Genomic DNA, 15929 nt, shown 5'->3' on the forward strand with positions numbered 1-15929 from the left:
AAAGAAAAATGAAAAATCGCATCAAGTTAGGCATCGCGTTATTGTTATCGTTCTCATTGCTGGTAGCAGGATGCTCGTCAAACGGCAGCGGCAATAATGGCAACAAGCCCGCTGAGGGTGGGGCGACCAATACCCCGGTACAGGAAGAAGCGCCGATCGAAATTACTTTCGCGGCATCGACGTGGGATGTTCCGAAGGAAGACAATAACTACGTTCAGAAGTATCTTGAAGAGAAGTACAATGTAAAGATCATTAATATGCGAGTTACGGACGAGAACTTTAAGCTCAAAATCGCAGCTAACGAAATTCCGGACATTTTCCCGCAAACGCCTACCGAGGTTGATATGGTGACTTGGGCTAAGCAAGGCGTCATCGCGAACGTTTCCGTGGACGAAATTAAACAATACATGCCTAAGTATGTCGCGGACGTCGAGTCCGTAAATCCGAACGCTTGGGATATCGGTTTGGTTGAGGGCAAAAACTACGGTATTCCGAGAGTTTGGCTGAACGGTTCGACTGGATTTATCCCGACCTATAACAATAATTGGTTGAAAGCGATCGGCTACAGCGAGCCTCCTAAGACGATTGAGGAGTTCGAGGACGTGCTGACGAAATTCCGCAACAACGATCCGGACGGTAACGGCCAGAAGGATACGTACGGCATGAGCGGTCGTGGAAAAAACGCGAGAAACCAGATGTTCAATGAGGTTTATTCCGCATTTGGCGTTAACCCGTATATGTTCCTGGAAGCATCCGATGGAACGATTGCATGGGGCGGTATTATGAATGAATCGCTCGAAGCAACGAAGCTGCTGAACAAATGGTATAACGCTGGTCTAATCGATCCAGAATTTATGACGGATGACAACGGACTCATGGGCCAAAAGTTTAATAGCAAAAAAATCGGTATTATCGACACGAACATGTACCACCATCTTCATGGTCAACTGCAAACGTTTACGGATAACGGCATCGAACCGGCATTCGGCAAAGGCTTGACCGGTCCTGCCGGCAAATCGCTTTCAATGTCAAACGGCGCCCTGCAAACGCCGCTCTTACTGGGCGCGCAGGTTGAAAAGGATGAGAAGAAGCGAATCAAAATTTTGCAAATTCTTGAAGAAATTGCGACAAATGAAGAGACTTACCTGACTACAGCTTTCGGTGAAGCAGGCGTATCCTATGATTTGACTGACGGTGTTGCAGTTCTGAAAGCACCGTACGACACGGAAGCGGACAAGCGCTATGAGCTCGGAATTGGCGGTTTCTACAATCCGCTTATCGAAAGAGCTGTGTCGACCTGGAAATTCCACATGCCACAAGATAAACTCGATTTCAAAACCAAACTTACGGATGGAAGCGAATTGATCGCTGACGTTCTTGGACCGACAGTATTGGAAAGCAAAGGCAAGTACTTTGCAAACTTGAGTGCGCTGCAGGATGAGTTTTACACGAAAGCAATCATTGCTAAGAACGCAGGCGATGTTGACAAGCTGTTCGCAGACTTCAAAGCGCAATGGCTGAAAGCCGGCGGACAAGAAATTCTTGACGAGGCAAACAAAGTATATCAAGAGCGCCAAGCAGCGAATTAATCTGGAATGCTATTATGAAAAAGCTCATCTTTCCGTTCAATCGGAAGGATGGGCTTCTTCATGGTATTTCAAGGCCGATTCCTATTTTTGCCGCATAGATAAGCTAATATTTTTCTGTTATTCTATTAATAGAATTTGCAAGCGTTATCATTAATTTTGTACGTCTGAAGGTGGATAATATGCGTTTGTTGATAGCGGATGATGATGATTATACGAGAGAAGGGCTCAGAGAGAGCATCGATTGGGAGCAATACGGAATCGACGAGGTTCTACTTGCCGGCGACGGAGCCGAGGCGCTGCGAATCTGTACGATCAATAAACCGGAAATCGTGCTGACCGATATTCGGATGCCGAAGCTTAACGGCATCGAGTTCGCCGAGAGGCTGTCCGAGAAGTCGCCGGGCAGCATACTGATATTTATGAGCGGCTACATGGACGTTGAATATTTGCGGAGCGCCATTAAGCTGTCTGCCGTGGAATATATCGAGAAGCCGATCAAACTTGTGGAGGTTGAGCAGGCTATTCTCAAATCCGTCCGCGCGCTTCAGGAGAAGCAGGCACAGACGGACGTCTTCCGCCAGAAGAACGAGCTGGTCAAGCAGAAGCTGGCCGGACTGTTGAGAGACGAGCATGCCGATCGGGATGAAATAACGAGGCTGTGCCGCGAGACCGGGTTTCCGGAGGATAAGCGGTACTTAGGCTTCATAGCGCGTGACCGAATGGAGTCGGATACGCAGAAGACGGATTTGGACTCCTTTATTACGTTTTGGCATGAGAATGGCTTTAAGGCGATCGGCGAACAGCTAGACCGCCGGCATTGCTTTGTCATAGTGGTCTGCGATAGCAGCGTTAATAAGAAGCTGTTTTATTTAAGCGAAGTGTTCTTGACGCGAAATGTTCATTATGTCATTGGTATCGGAGCAGAAGCGAGCGGCGTGAATGCGATTCGGAACAGTTACCTGACGGCGCGAAGTGCGCTGGAGCGTTCGTTCTACAGCCCGGATTCCCGCTTTCTGACGCATCAAGAAGAGACGGGCCGATCGAACGAGTTTTATTCGGAGTCGCTTCCTTTCTTCTATAAATTGTGTAAGGAAAGCCCTGAGAAGCTTCCAGATTGGCTGAGGACGCTGTTCGCGTCATTTAGAGAGAAGCAGTATCCGGCAAGGGAGAGAGTCATCGCGCTGCTGGAAACGATAGCACAGACGTTGATTAACGACAATCAGAAGATTATTGCTATGCTCGAGAACGAGCATGGCATAACAGAGGCCGTACAATCTTTAAGAAAATGCGCAACGATTGAGAGAGCCGAATCCATTACACTTGCGGTCGCCTCGGTATGGTTGGAAGAGAAGCAGCAGGTTTCGAAGTATTCGAGACTTGTGCAGGAAGTTATGAATTATGTCGCTTCCAACTATCGCAACATCGATCTGGATTTGACCATGATTGCGGGCCATATGAATTTATCGACGAACCATCTGGGTAAGCTTTTCAAAGAGGAAACGGGAACCTCTATCAAGCAATACATCAGTGATTATCGGATCGATCTCGCCAAGAAGCTGGTTGAGAGTGAACATTATAAAATGCATACGATAGCTGAGCTTTGCGGCTTTGCCAGCGCAAGCTACTTTGTCAAGGTATTCAAGGCATCTACGGATCTATCGCCCTTGCAATACCGGAAGAAGAGCTAGCACATGATGCTGATCAACTATATGAACGACATGTCTTTGCGCAAAAAAATCGTGATTCTATTCTCGATTGTCGGCATCGTGCCGCTTATTGTCACGTTCTTCGTTTCGTACGGAGAAATACGGAAGCTGGCCGTAGATGGACAGAGCTATGCCGAAAATAAGAATTTCGAGCAGATGCTTGCGACTTTATCCATGAAGTTTTACCATTTGGAAGAAACGACTACAATGCTTACCATCAATAAGGACTTGAAGACAATATTGTCCAAGAAACCGGCGGAAATGAAGATGTCGGAGCAGCTCGCGGTCTTTAATAATGTCGTGGCGTACACGCAAAATATGGAGATCAATTCCGAATTCGAAAGTATTAATTACTTTATCGACGACCGATTCGTGTTGACCCGAAGTGATACGATGTTTCGCAAGCTCGGATCGGTCAAGGATATGCCGTGGGCACAAAGCATTTACGCGAAAAACGGCAGGTCGGCCTGGGTGATGAAAGAGGAGCCGGACAGCGTTCCGAATCGGTATTTGGCACTCGGACGACTATTGTGGAATCCCGCTAACCTGAGCGAGGCTGTCGGGATCGTGACGCTGAATATCGATTTGAACCAAATCCGGTTAAGCTTGACTAAGTCTAATCCAAGGCAATTGGTGTATATCGCCTCCGTGACAGGAGAAGTGATTGCGAGCACGGGAGAAGAGGAATATGAGGAAATGCATCTGCCGGAGCCTATAGACACCGGTAAGGCGTTCAAGAAAGTAAGGCTTGAGAACGGCGAGTATTTGGCCCGCGGCCAGAAAATCGGCAGCACGAACCTGTATCTGATAACCGTTATTTCAAATAAGGCCGCAACGGAAGCGATCAACAGTATTCGGACACAAATGTTGTCTATTTACTTAATCATTTTACTTATTATATTGATCTTTATTTTCCCGGCGGCGAGATCGATTACCCACCGAATCTTTCTGCTCATGAACAAGATGAGCCAGGTGCGCCAAGGAAGGATGAACCAGCTCGACATATCGCCAAGCAAGGATGAGGTCGGGCAGCTCATTTCTTCCTATAATTATATGATTGGCAGCGTGCAGGAGCTTATGGCCGAGCAGTTCAAGCTCGGACAAGAGAAGAACGAGGCGGAGCTCAAGGCGCTGCAATCCCAGATCAATCCCCATTTTCTATACAATACGCTGGACATGCTGAACTGGATGGCGCAAAAGGGCGAGCGTGACAATATTCAACAGGTTGTATACGCGTTATCAGATTATTACAAGCTTATCCTTAATAAAGGGGAAGATTTCGTTACAGTTAGGGACGAAGTTCGTCTCAGTGCGATTTACATTGAAATTCAGATGAAGCGCTTCAGGAATCGAATTCAAATCGAGTTCGGCGTCGACGAAGAAGCGATGGACTGTTTTATTCCGAAAATAACACTGCAGCCGCTCGTTGAAAATGCGATTATTCACGGCATTTCCGAAAAGCAAGGTGGCAAAGGAATCATTCGAATCACGGGATCAATCATCCATGGACGGCTGCTGCTAGAAGTGAAGGACGACGGCGTCGGCTTGCATGGCGAAGGCAGGGAAAAACGCAAGCACAAAGGCAGCGGCTACGGGATTAAAAATATCGAAAAACGGCTGGAGCTGTACTTCGGCCTGCCCGCGGGCTTGCGTTTCAGCAGTCCTGACGGGGGAGGAACATGCGTGACGATCGATGTTCCGGTTGTAAGAAACGAACCTGGGTGACGGCGGGGCATCGATTGATTTCGGCACAAAGGGGGAGAAAGAAGTGAAAAACAAAAAGAAACTATTGTTCGTCATGACATCCATCGTCCTTTTGATGTCATTAGTCGTGGCAGGCTGCAGCGGCAACAACGGGAAGAACGGCGGCAACGCAGAAAATGATGCGGAGAGCACATCAACGCTGGAAGGAAATGAGGAGCGAATCGAAATTACGATTGCGAACAATTTTAATCCACCAGAAGAAGACGGTAACTATGTACAGAAGCAATTAGAGGAAAAATTCAATATCAAAATCAATAATGTCAAATTAGATCGCGGCACTTGGAAGGAAAAATTCACCGTTTTACTGGCTTCGGGAAATATACCTGATATTTTTCCAATAGATGCTAATGAAACGGACATGGTTCAATGGGCGGATCAAGGCATTATCGCCAGCATATCCCCGGAAGAAATCGCAACCTATATGCCTAACTTTACAGCAGCTCTAAACTCGGTTGATGAGGGAGCATGGGGAGTCGGTCTTTACAACGGGAAAAACTGGGGCATTCCAAAAGTATGGCCGGGCGGTCTGGACGGATTTTTACCAGGCTATAACGAGGCATGGCTGAAAGCTGTCGGTTATACCGAACCGCCGAAGACGCTTGCGGAGCTTGAGGATGTGCTGACTAAATTCGTCAATAACGACCCGGACGGCAACGGCAAGAAGGATACATTCGGTATGTCAGGAAGAGGTAAGCTGACGGAGCAATTGTTCACTACGGTTTTCTCGGCTTACGGTGTATCCCCGTATCAGTTTAAATTGGATGCTGCCGGTAAAGTTGTATATGGCGGAGTTACAGAAGAAACTCGCACCGCGTTGACGCTTTTGAATAAATGGTACAAATCCGGACTCATTGACCCTGAATTCATTACGGCTGATAATATTGATCTTAATGGAAAATTTATAGACCAAAAAGTCGGATTGATCGATAATATGAAGTGGGGCAACTTTGACAAGAATTCAGGCTTCATTGCAAAACCAGCCTCGGAGAAGGGACTGACAGTAATTGCAGGAAAACCTGTCACAGGACCAAACGGCGATGCGTATGCCTTCGCTTACGGCGCCCGCCAGGCTCCGGTACTGTTAGGCGCTCAATTGGAAAAGGATGAAAAGAAACGGATTAAGGTAATGCAGCTGCTGGAATATGTTTCAACAACTTCTGAAGGATTTTTGTTAACGAATTTTGGACAACTGGGCGTCAGCTATGATATGGAAGGCGATTTAGCTATAGCGAAAACGGATGAGGCAGCAGCTGCCACTAAAATAGGCGCGGGAGCCTTCTACAATCCGCTTAACTCGGTAGATATTTCCATGACAAAGCATACTTTGAAGCCTGAGTTGATTTCGTTAAAAGAAGAGCTTAATGCCGGTGTAACATCGATGTTTGATATTCTTGGTCCTGCTGTGTTGAACAGTAAAGCGAAATATTGGGGTAATCTGAAGTCACTGCAAGACACTTATTTAATTATGGCCATCACTGGTGAAGCGAACACGGAAAAAGATTTTGATCTATTCAAAGAGGATTGGTTAAGATCCGGCGGACAAGAAGTAACGGATGAAGTAACAAAAGAACTTGCAGATCGTGACGCGGCTAAGTAGCATTCGTATCATTACATTGATCTGAGACGAAAGGCTGGAACATTTATGTTCCAGCCTTTTTGGCGTTACCATTATACGAGATATAATTGCCTGTACACCGTCGGAGTCATACCCTCATGCTCCATAAACCGTTTGTTGAAATAGCTGACGCTCGGGTAGCCGGCATCTGCCGCGATTTGGCCGATATTGACCTCTTTGCGCTCGAGCAGCCATTGCTTAGCCATTTGTAAGCGGCTTCGGGTGATGAAGTCCATTGGAGTCATTTCCATAACGCTGCGAAACAATTTGCAGAAATAGTACGGACTGACACCAGCCTGCTCCGCCCAATGCTCGAGATTAAACGGCTGAGCCGCTTCCTGCTGCATGAGAGGGAGCAGTTCTAGTATACGGTTCGAAGACGAGCTTGCCTTACTTCCAGATAAGGGTACGGCCTGATCGACAAAGACGGCCAGTATAGCATAAGTCAATGCGGACAAACGGATCGGATGCAGCATTCGGCGCGCCTCGGCTTCTGTAAGGAGCTCCTCGTGCGCTTGCTCGAATGCTGCGGTATTGCGAACCATCCATAGCTGGCTCTTGTGAAAGCCTCTTTCAATCATATAATCCTGAAGTCCGTTTCCGTAGAAATGGAACCACCGAATGTCCCACGGATCGTCAGTGCTGCTATAGTAATGCTGCCGCTGAAGAGGGAAATAGAGAACGGCTTCCCCTGCTTCAAGGGTATGCACTTTACCGTCCCATTCGACATATCCCTTGCCGGATACGACATAATGAATATTGAAATTATTTAGCGCTCCTGCTTTTCTTAGTACGGAATGCTCCGGATGATCCCTATAATTTCCGACCGATTCGGGAAAGCAAAAGAACGGGTTATGCGGCAGGGTGAGCAGAAGACTCTGTCGCTGCATGTCGATCACCTCAATGACAATATTGTTTTAACCGATAACAAAATAATATCATTTTAATTTTAAATTGATCGTCTTATAATCGCAATATAGTCATAAAAAAATATGAGGTGATTATGTCATGACGAGTAAAAAGCTGAAATGGGGCATCCTGGGCTGCGCGGGCATCGCGAAAAGAGCGGTGATTCCCGGTATCTTTCAATCGCAATTGGGCGAGGTTGCGGCAATCGCCAGCCGCGATATGGACAAATCAAAGAGAACAGCGGAAGAGCTGAACATTCCCGTTGCATACGGAAGCTATGAAGCGCTGTTGGAGGACGATTCGATCGATGTGGTTTACATTCCGCTGCCGAATCATTTGCATAAGGAATGGACGATCCGCGCTGCGGAGGCAGGCAAGCATATTTTGTGCGAGAAGCCTTTGGCATTAACGGAGAAGGAAGCGGCTGAAATGGCGGAAGCATCCGCTAAAGCCGGCGTATTGTTGGCAGAAGCGTTTATGTATCGATACCATCCACGCTACCAAATGATGAAGCAAATGATAGCTGCCGGGGAAATTGGGGAAATTCGCGGTATTCGCAGCGCCTTTACCTTCAACAATGCCGCCAACAAGGAAAACGTTAGATACCGCAAAGAATGGGGCGGAGGCTCCATATACGACGTCGGCTGTTATCCGATCAATGCCGCCCGCTTATTGCTTGGCAAAGAGCCCGAGGCGGTGACGGTACAAGCTTTGTTCTCGCCGGAGCATGACGATGTAGATATGATGGCTTCTGGTTTAATTGAGTTTGAAGGTTCTGTGTCCCTTTCGTTTGATTGCGGCATGTGGGCGGCATTCCGCAATCCGCTGGAGGTGCTCGGCACCGATGGGATCATTGAAGTTCCATCCGCTTATGTTACAGGCGAGCCTGGCAGCGGTAATTTCTTCGTAAGCGCCAAAGGGGAGCGCCGTGAAATAGAGGTGCCGCACGTTAACGCCTACTCCGAACAGGCTGACCATCTGGCACGCGCGATCATCGACGGCACGCCGCTGCAATTTAATGCTTCCGATGCGGTTAAAAATATGAAAGTCATTGATGCTTGTCTGCTTTCTGCCCGCGAACGGGCTAGAATCATTTTATAAGGACAATTGAGGAGGTCATTTCAATGGAATATATTCATATTCAAGGCTCACCTAAGCCAGTGTCCCGTTTGATGAAAGGCTCGGATTACTTTTTTCATCATTCTTATGATAAAGCCGCGGCGAATTTGGATGCGTTTCTGGCAATCGGGGGCAATTCTATCGATACGGCTCACATTTATTGCGGCGGTCAAAGCGAGGAAGTAATCGGCCGCTATATGCAGGAGCGGGGCAACAGGGAGCAGATCGTTATTTTGACGAAGGGCGCTCACCATGATCAAAATGGACCCCGTGTTAACAAAGAGGCGATTAGAGCCGATCTGTCTGCGAGTTTGGAGCGGCTGCAAACCGATTATGTCGATTTGTACGCGCTGCATCGCGATGATCCATCCGTGCCTGCGGGAGAGGTAATTGAAATACTGAATGAGCATGTCAAGTCCGGCGCAGTCCGAGCAATCGGCGTATCGAATTGGACGTGGCAGCGGATTCAGGAAGCAAATGAATACGCAGAAGCTAATGGTCTTGTCGGATTCACGTTCAGCAGCCCTAACTTAAGCTTAGCTAAGGCGAATGAGCCTTTCTGGTCCGGGTGCGTATCTGCGGATGCCGAGACATGCGCTTGGCATGAAGAACGGCAATTCCCGCTGCTTTCCTGGTCCTCGCAGGCGAGAGGCTTCTTTACGGGACGGTTTTCTCCTGAAATTCGCGACAACGCCGATCTTGTCCGCGTGTTCTACAGCGACGACAACTGGGAGAGGTTTGAGCGGGCGAAGCAGTTGGCAGCCAAGAAAAACGTGAGTGCGATCCAAATCGCCCTTGCCTACGTCCTCAATCAGCCGTTTCCTACATGCGCCTTAATCGGAGCGCAGACAGCCGAAGAGCTGCAATCATGCGATGCAGGCTCGCTCATTCAACTGACGAAGGAAGAGCTGGAATGGCTGGACTTGGCAACTCAAAAGGTTTAATTCGTATATGAACTTGGAGCCGTCTCATAAGGTCTTTGACCTGTGAGCGGCTCCTTTTTTGATCATAATTAAACAGGCTTTACGAGACCGCCTTTTTCCTTTTTATAGGCTCTAGGGCTGACACCATACGCTTTGCGAAACAGGTCGGCAAAATGATTGTAGTTGTTAAAGCCGACATCCAGCGCGCTTTCAGTAGCCGTTCTTCCCATATGCTCCATAAGCAATGCAGCCTGCTGGAGGCGCAATCGGTTAAGGTGCTCCAGCACGCTTTCGCCGGTCTCCTGTTTAAATAGATGAGATAAACGCGACACGGAGAGACCGACGGAATTGGCCACATCGTCGACTCGAACCGGCTGACTCATGTGGCGGGATATATATTGCAGGGCAAGCTCAATCCTTGGGTCAAGACGCTGCTCCATTTGCTGAGCTGTCAGCAGTATAACTTCCCGGAGTGAATTTTCGCAGAGTATGTGCCAAAAGCCCGAGCGTTCCCGGGAGTCGTTCAAAATGTTATGGAAGGCGCGCTGTACCCTTTTTTGCAAATTGCCATCGGGCAGAGCTTGCACAACCGCCTCGTCGCCCGGCAGATAGTCGATTTCAGGCAGTTTCTGAAAATGTACCCAATAGAAGTTCCAACGCTTGCCTTGAACGGTTCCATACTCGTGGGACACCCCTGCACGCAGCAGTCCGATATGACCAGCCCCGCATCGCTTCTCGCCGGCAGGCGTACGCAAATAACCTTCACCCTCAAGCGTATAAAAGATTAACCAGTCGCTCATTCCGTTCGGCCTGCGGTGCCGATAAGTATCCGTTTCATCAAAATGACCGCCGAATAACGTTCCAAATGGATGTTCATTCTTTGCTTCAATGCCGCTGATAGGTAGCAAACAAGTAAACCTCCTCTTAACTATGAATAGCATAATCCCGTTACTTTTCAGCAGTAATCTTTCTTCCTTAAAAATAATCAAAGCTCTATCATTATGTCAAGAAGCAGCAACTCACAATTGAAGGAGCGGTGTGCCATGAGTAATACTTTAAACGTGCTGACGGAAGAACAGGTGAATCAATTCGCAAGGGAAGGCTATCTTATTGTAAAAGGCCTTTTTTCAGACGAAGACATACGTACGATCGAGGAGACGTTCGAAGCAATCAGCCATACGGTTGTACCAGGTTTGTTCGAGCCTGAGCTTGACAGGAAATCAGAGGATCCGTTAAAACGTTATCCGCGCGTGATGCACCCGCACCGGTTCAACGAGACGGCCAAAAAATATATGCTTCATAAGCCGGTTATGAATGTGCTGGCTGACTTATACGGCGAAGAAGCGCTGGCCGCGCAAAGCATGTTTTATTACAAGCCGCCAGGCTCACGCGGTCAGGCTCTGCATCAGGATAATTTCTATTTGCAGGTAGAGCCGGGCAACTGCATCGCTGCATGGACGGCCATTGATGCGGCGAATGCTGAAAACGGCGGCCTGCTCGTTGTGCCGAGGACAAGCGAACATGCCATTAGCTGTCCTGAATTAGCCGATTCTTCAGAATCTTTCACAACGCATTATGTGAAGCCGCCGAAGGATGAGAAAGCCATCCCGGCGATTATGGACAAAGGCGATGTCTTGTTTTTTAACGGCAACCTGATTCACGGCTCTTATAGAAACAAGACGAAGGATCAGTTCCGCCGCGCTTTCATTTGCCATTACGCGAATGCTTCGGCTACCCATATCAACACCCATTACCGCCCGTTATTCCGGTCTGACGGCACGGCGGTCGATTTGGAGGCAAATACGAACGGAGGGCCTTGCGGAGTCGAATTCGAGACAGCTTATCCTCACTAATCTAGACCAACCCATGCAGGTTTAAAATTGTCCAAATAAAAAGTCTAATTCTGTCCAATTAAACGCTTTCATTTTTTCGATACAATGAAAGCGTAAACAAGACAGGTCATTGGGACATTTTTATATACTCATGGGGGTAACGTTGTGGAAAAAGTAAACACGAGGTGGATTTCAAGCACGGAATCATCCGTATGGACAGATAAACAATGTCAGACAGCCGCGCAAGGAGAAGCGAATCTATTCCTGACGAATGAGAAATATCAGCTATTAGACGGTTTTGGCGGCTGCTTTAACGAGCTCGGATTCGTTGCCTTAAGCCATTTGCCGGAAGAAGAGCGGGCGGGCTTGATGCATTCCCTTTTCCATCCGGAGGGAGAGCATAAGTTCAGCATCTGCAGGCTTCCCATCGGTGCCAGCGATTACGCGATTGATTGGTACAGCCTAAACGAGACAGACGGAGATTTGGATATGGTACATTTCTCCATCGAGCGTGATCGTCAGTATTTAATTCCTTATATTAAAGAAGCGCTGAAATTAAATCCGGACTTGAAGCTGTTTGCATCGCCATGGAGTCCGCCTACCTGGATGAAGTTTCCGAAAGCTTATAACTACGGTACTTTGCGCTGGGAAAAGGACATCCTGGAGGCTTACGCGCTATACTTCGTAAAGTTCGTGGAAGCGTATCGCGAAGAAGGCATTATCATTCACCAGGTACATGTCCAGAACGAAGTGGTCGCGGACCAGAAATTTCCTTCCTGCGTATGGACGGGCGAGCAGCTGCGCGAATTCATCCGCGATTATTTGGGATCCACCTTCGAGCAACATGGATTGGATACTGAAATCTGGCTGGGAACCATCAATGCGCCTGAGGCGTGGGATGAGTGGATTAAGAAAAAAACGACGGATTTTGATGCCTATGCGCATACCGTATTGAGCGATCCTGAAGCTTACAAGTATGTCAAAGGCGTCGGTTATCAATGGGCAGGCAAGCATGCGATTCAAAGAACCGTTCAAAGCTATCCGGAGCTTCGTTACATGCAGACGGAAAATGAATGTGGAGACGGCGAAAACACATGGTTTTATGCGAGATATGTGTTCAACCTGTACCAGCATTATTTTTCAAATGGGGTCAACGCCTATATTTACTGGAACATGGTGCTTGAGCCGAAGGGAAGAAGTACTTGGGGCTGGGAGCAAAACGCTATGATTACGGTTGATCCTGCCTCAAAAGAGTCGAAGCGCAACCCTGAGTTTTATGTTATGAAGCATTTTGCCCACTTTACAAGTCCGAATGATAGACGGATCGGCTTGAAGGGCCCATGGTCAGGGAATGCTATTGCCTTCGAAAAGCCGGACGGAACGAAAGTGATCGTCATAGCGAACCCGTTTAAAGAAACGAGGGAGCTGCGGTTGTCGAACGGTTCTGCCGTTCAAACCTTCCAGCTTGAATCCGAATCCTTTAATACAATCGTTCTCCGTAACGGATGACGAAAGTATAGCGACTAACGCCTCCGTTTTAACGGGGCGTTAGTTTTTTGCTATAATACGATTCTAACGGAGTTCGGGTATCCTATAGACGAGAGAAAGGCAGAAGGTGAGGATTATCCATGTTTGCGAAGCTCATACGTATGTTATCGGATCCCTTCCGGCGCAGTATACGCAACAAATTGATTTTGACAATGATTATATTATCGGTTATTCCGATTATCGCTGTAACCGTTCTCGCAGCCGAAAATAACCGGAAGTCGATGGAAGCAGAAGTGATCAGCACGAATTTGTCCAGTATGAAGTGGACAGGCATATATCTGGGGGAGCAATTTGCGCAGTTAAACAATCTTATTTATACGGTACTTATAAGTCCCCAATTAAACGATTATATGGCTAATACGGAGGGTGTCAGTCTCTCCTACCAATTTGCCGCGCAAAAAAATATAATCGAAACGCTTACCAATTTATTTTATTCAGCAGGCAATCATGTGATTGGCGTCGAGCTTTACTTGAATGAGCCCAGCAAATTATTCACAATTAGCGCATTCCAGAATGACATTGAATCCGTATCCGCCATCCCCTCGCCCTTTAAGCAATTGTTCGAACAAAACAAGGATTTTTATATACAGTCAAATAACGGAGACCAAGATGACTTTCAACTGATCCGAAGCATCAACCGATTCGAAAATCAGGAGAAGCTGGGCGGGATCTCCTTGGAAATCCGTTGGTCTATGCTGGATCAGACATTGGATCTGCTCGGACGCGGTGACGAGCATACCGTGCTCATCGCAGGACCTGACGGGAAAATCTTATATCAGCGGGAGGGCCAGCCGCCTTCACAGGAAATTATGCGGCAGATCGAACAAACAGATGACGGACAAGGCTTTATCCGTATGCCGGAGGAGTATATATTCTACAATACGATTGACCCCGTTGGATTGAAGCTGGTGACCATCATTCCGAACAGCTTTATCAATAAGAGCGCTCAGGAGACCATGCGTTTCGGTATAATCGTTGGGGGAATTTCCGTAGCAGTCTCGATATTGATTGCGGCTTATATGGCTTGGCGCATGGCGACTCCGATCGTAAGCCTGGCAAGATCGATGCAAGGACTCGGTTTAATTAAGGAAACGGAGGTTCCGCTTAGCAACCGGGTTGACGAAATCGGATTGCTCGAAACGAAGCTTCATAACATGTCTTACCGGATAAAGGAACATATTAAAACGGAATACAGCATCAGTCTGGAAAAAAAGACGGCAGAGCTCAAAGCGCTTCAAGCGCAAATTAATCCCCATTTTCTACAAAATACGCTGCAAATGATCGGCAGTATGCTGTTCACCAAAAAGCCGGCCGAAAGCTATGAAATTATCCGGTCGCTCAGCGAAATGTTCCGGTACATCATTCGGGATCCGGACGAGCTGGCGTCTTTAAAATCAGAAATTGATCATTTGAACAATTACATGCTCATTCAGAAGCAGCGTTTTTCAGCCAGACTTAACTACACGACCGATATAGACGAGTCCGTGATGAGATGCTCCATTCCGAAGCTGACCCTTCAACCGATTGTAGAAAATGCCTTTTTCCACGGGCTGGACACGAAACCGGGGAACTGGGAGCTCGATGTGTCAGTCGTTCGTGAGCCATCTGCGGTTTGTATCCGAATACGAGACAATGGTGTCGGAATCGGTACGGACAGGCTAGCTGAGCTGCGTTCCCGGCTTAGCAATCAGAGTGGACAAGTGTGGACCTATGGAAGCCGGATCGGTTTGCAAAATGTAGCTTCCCGCATTTATATGCATTTTGGAGCGGAGTATGGGATATCGGTCGAGAGCGAGTTAGCGAAGGGAACGGTCGTAACGGTACGAATTCCTTTTGAAACCGGAGGTAATAATCATGTATAAAGTATTGCTTGTCGATGATGAAAGCTGGACACGGGACATTATTAGAGCTTTCGGCGAATGGGAAAAATTTGAAATGGATATTGTAGGTGAAGCGGACGACGGATTAGAAGCGCTGCGGCTTACGGAGCTATTAGCGCCGGAAGTCGTTATTACAGATATGCGTATGCCGGGAGCAGACGGCATGCAGCTGCTTCGAATGCTGAACGACCGATTTCCTGAAATCAAAGTCATCGTGGTGAGCGGGTATGATGACTTCAATTATGCGAAGCATGCACTCCGTTACCGGGCAGTCGATTATTTGCTCAAGCCGGTTGATCCGAAAGAACTGAACGCGGCGCTGCAAAATTGTAAAAGCGAGCTGGAGGCTGCTCTTCAAGACCGCAGTGCGATGTCGCTCGATCTCGATATCTCCTATTTGTTGTCCTCTTATAAGCAATTGCTGCGGACCCATTTCAACGAATTGAATAAGGAAGGCGTCGCTGCAACACTACAGCAAATGACCGGGGAGCTGGAACGAAACGGAATCAAGAAAGCGGGCATGCTGGAACAGGTTGTACAGGAGATGCTGCTGCTCTTAAAGGAGCTGATGTTTGCCAACTCTCTCGACAGCGAGAGTCTCCATGCGCCTTATAGCCATGATGCTCTTGCTTCCAGTGCGAATATGACCTCGTTTTTAATCCAACATTATGAAGATACATTAGAACAGCTCATTCACCAGCGAAAGTTTAAAAATAAGTTGAATTTGGAGGAAGTTAAGCAGTTTATCGAGATGCATTTTGCGGAATCCGTTACGCTGGAGCAATTGGCGAGAGCCTTTTTCGTTAGCAAGGAATATTTGAGCAAGGTATTCAAACTGGAATTCGGCCGCAACGTAACCGATTATATTTTGTTTCTGCGGATGGAGAAGGCGAAGGAATGGCTCGCCGATGAAAGCATTCCGATCAAAGCGGTAGCCGAGATGGCCGGCTATGAGGATGTTACGTATTTTTATCGCGTATTTAAGAAACACTTTGGAATTGCGCCGGGTGAAATGAGAAAAAGCGGCGAGGTTTAAAAATGTCC

At 47.6% G+C, this 15929-nt stretch carries 12 protein-coding genes; 10 read left to right on the forward strand and 2 right to left on the reverse strand.

What is annotated here, in order from left to right:
* The first annotated feature begins 8 nt into the window (after positions 1-8).
* The 4 genes from DFP97_RS16575 (at position 9) to DFP97_RS16590 (ending at position 6656) form a co-directional block, all read left to right on the forward strand.
* Positions 9-1589 (forward strand): extracellular solute-binding protein, encoded by a 1581-nt coding sequence (locus tag DFP97_RS16575; protein WP_114381308.1) that lies wholly within the window; start codon positions 9-11, stop codon positions 1587-1589.
* 179 nt (positions 1590-1768) lie between these two features.
* Complete coding sequence (locus tag DFP97_RS16580) at positions 1769-3277, forward strand: response regulator transcription factor (protein ID WP_114381309.1); 1509 nt, start codon at positions 1769-1771, stop codon at positions 3275-3277.
* A 3-nt stretch (positions 3278-3280) separates the two neighbouring features.
* Entirely contained in the window at positions 3281-5020 is a 1740-nt protein-coding gene (locus DFP97_RS16585; protein WP_114381310.1) for a cache domain-containing sensor histidine kinase, read from the forward strand.
* 43 nt (positions 5021-5063) lie between these two features.
* Positions 5064-6656 (forward strand): extracellular solute-binding protein, encoded by a 1593-nt coding sequence (locus DFP97_RS16590; RefSeq protein WP_114381311.1) that lies wholly within the window; start codon positions 5064-5066, stop codon positions 6654-6656.
* A gap of 71 nt (positions 6657-6727) precedes the next feature.
* Here DFP97_RS16590 and DFP97_RS16595 read toward each other — a convergent pair whose 3' ends face one another.
* Positions 6728-7564 carry a helix-turn-helix transcriptional regulator gene (locus tag DFP97_RS16595; protein ID WP_114381312.1) on the reverse strand — a complete coding sequence of 279 codons (837 nt, stop codon included), beginning with the start codon at positions 7562-7564 and terminating at the stop codon, positions 6728-6730.
* A 118-nt stretch (positions 7565-7682) separates the two neighbouring features.
* Between DFP97_RS16595 and DFP97_RS16600 the strand changes: the two genes are divergently transcribed.
* A complete protein-coding gene (locus DFP97_RS16600) occupies positions 7683-8684 on the forward strand; it encodes a Gfo/Idh/MocA family protein (RefSeq protein ID WP_114381313.1) in 1002 nt (333 codons plus the stop codon).
* Between the two features lie 23 nt (positions 8685-8707).
* Positions 8708-9646 (forward strand): aldo/keto reductase, encoded by a 939-nt coding sequence (locus DFP97_RS16605; protein ID WP_114381314.1) that lies wholly within the window; start codon positions 8708-8710, stop codon positions 9644-9646.
* A 68-nt stretch (positions 9647-9714) separates the two neighbouring features.
* Here the strand turns inward: DFP97_RS16605 and DFP97_RS16610 are convergent, their stop codons facing one another.
* Complete coding sequence (locus DFP97_RS16610; RefSeq protein WP_245976315.1) at positions 9715-10533, reverse strand: helix-turn-helix domain-containing protein; 819 nt, start codon at positions 10531-10533, stop codon at positions 9715-9717.
* 135 nt (positions 10534-10668) lie between these two features.
* Here DFP97_RS16610 and DFP97_RS16615 point away from each other — a divergent pair, with 135 nt between their 5' ends.
* The 4 genes from DFP97_RS16615 to DFP97_RS16630 all read left to right on the forward strand — a co-directional run bounded on the left by DFP97_RS16615 (position 10669) and on the right by DFP97_RS16630 (position 15921).
* Positions 10669-11478: a phytanoyl-CoA dioxygenase family protein gene (locus tag DFP97_RS16615; RefSeq protein ID WP_114381315.1), complete on the forward strand. Its 810-nt coding sequence runs from the start codon at positions 10669-10671 to the stop codon at positions 11476-11478.
* Between the two features lie 168 nt (positions 11479-11646).
* Positions 11647-12966, forward strand: coding sequence for a glycoside hydrolase family 30 protein (locus DFP97_RS16620; RefSeq protein ID WP_245976341.1), 1320 nt, complete (start codon positions 11647-11649; stop codon positions 12964-12966).
* A gap of 119 nt (positions 12967-13085) precedes the next feature.
* Positions 13086-14867 (forward strand): sensor histidine kinase, encoded by a 1782-nt coding sequence (locus DFP97_RS16625; RefSeq protein ID WP_114381317.1) that lies wholly within the window; start codon positions 13086-13088, stop codon positions 14865-14867.
* Positions 14860-15921: a response regulator transcription factor gene (locus DFP97_RS16630; RefSeq protein WP_114381318.1), complete on the forward strand. Its 1062-nt coding sequence runs from the start codon at positions 14860-14862 to the stop codon at positions 15919-15921. The genes DFP97_RS16625 and DFP97_RS16630 overlap by 8 nt, the downstream gene beginning before the upstream one ends.
* Positions 15922-15929: the final 8 nt, after the last annotated feature.

The organism is Paenibacillus prosopidis, assembly GCF_003337375.1.
Lineage (GTDB): Bacteria > Bacillota > Bacilli > Paenibacillales > Paenibacillaceae > Pristimantibacillus > Pristimantibacillus prosopidis.

Coding starts and splice junctions, on each gene's coding strand:
- DFP97_RS16580 (WP_114381309.1), top strand. CDS start 1,769: ATGCGTTTGTTGATAGCGGATGATGATGATTATACGAGAGAAGGGCTC.
- DFP97_RS16625 (WP_114381317.1), top strand. CDS start 13,086: ATGTTTGCGAAGCTCATACGTATGTTATCGGATCCCTTCCGGCGCAGT.
- DFP97_RS16615 (WP_114381315.1), top strand. CDS start 10,669: ATGAGTAATACTTTAAACGTGCTGACGGAAGAACAGGTGAATCAATTC.
- DFP97_RS16585 (WP_114381310.1), top strand. CDS start 3,281: ATGATGCTGATCAACTATATGAACGACATGTCTTTGCGCAAAAAAATC.
- DFP97_RS16630 (WP_114381318.1), top strand. CDS start 14,860: ATGTATAAAGTATTGCTTGTCGATGATGAAAGCTGGACACGGGACATT.
- DFP97_RS16605 (WP_114381314.1), top strand. CDS start 8,708: ATGGAATATATTCATATTCAAGGCTCACCTAAGCCAGTGTCCCGTTTG.
- DFP97_RS16600 (WP_114381313.1), top strand. CDS start 7,683: ATGACGAGTAAAAAGCTGAAATGGGGCATCCTGGGCTGCGCGGGCATC.
- DFP97_RS16595 (WP_114381312.1), bottom strand. CDS start 7,564: ATGCAGCGACAGAGTCTTCTGCTCACCCTGCCGCATAACCCGTTCTTT.
- DFP97_RS16575 (WP_114381308.1), top strand. CDS start 9: ATGAAAAATCGCATCAAGTTAGGCATCGCGTTATTGTTATCGTTCTCA.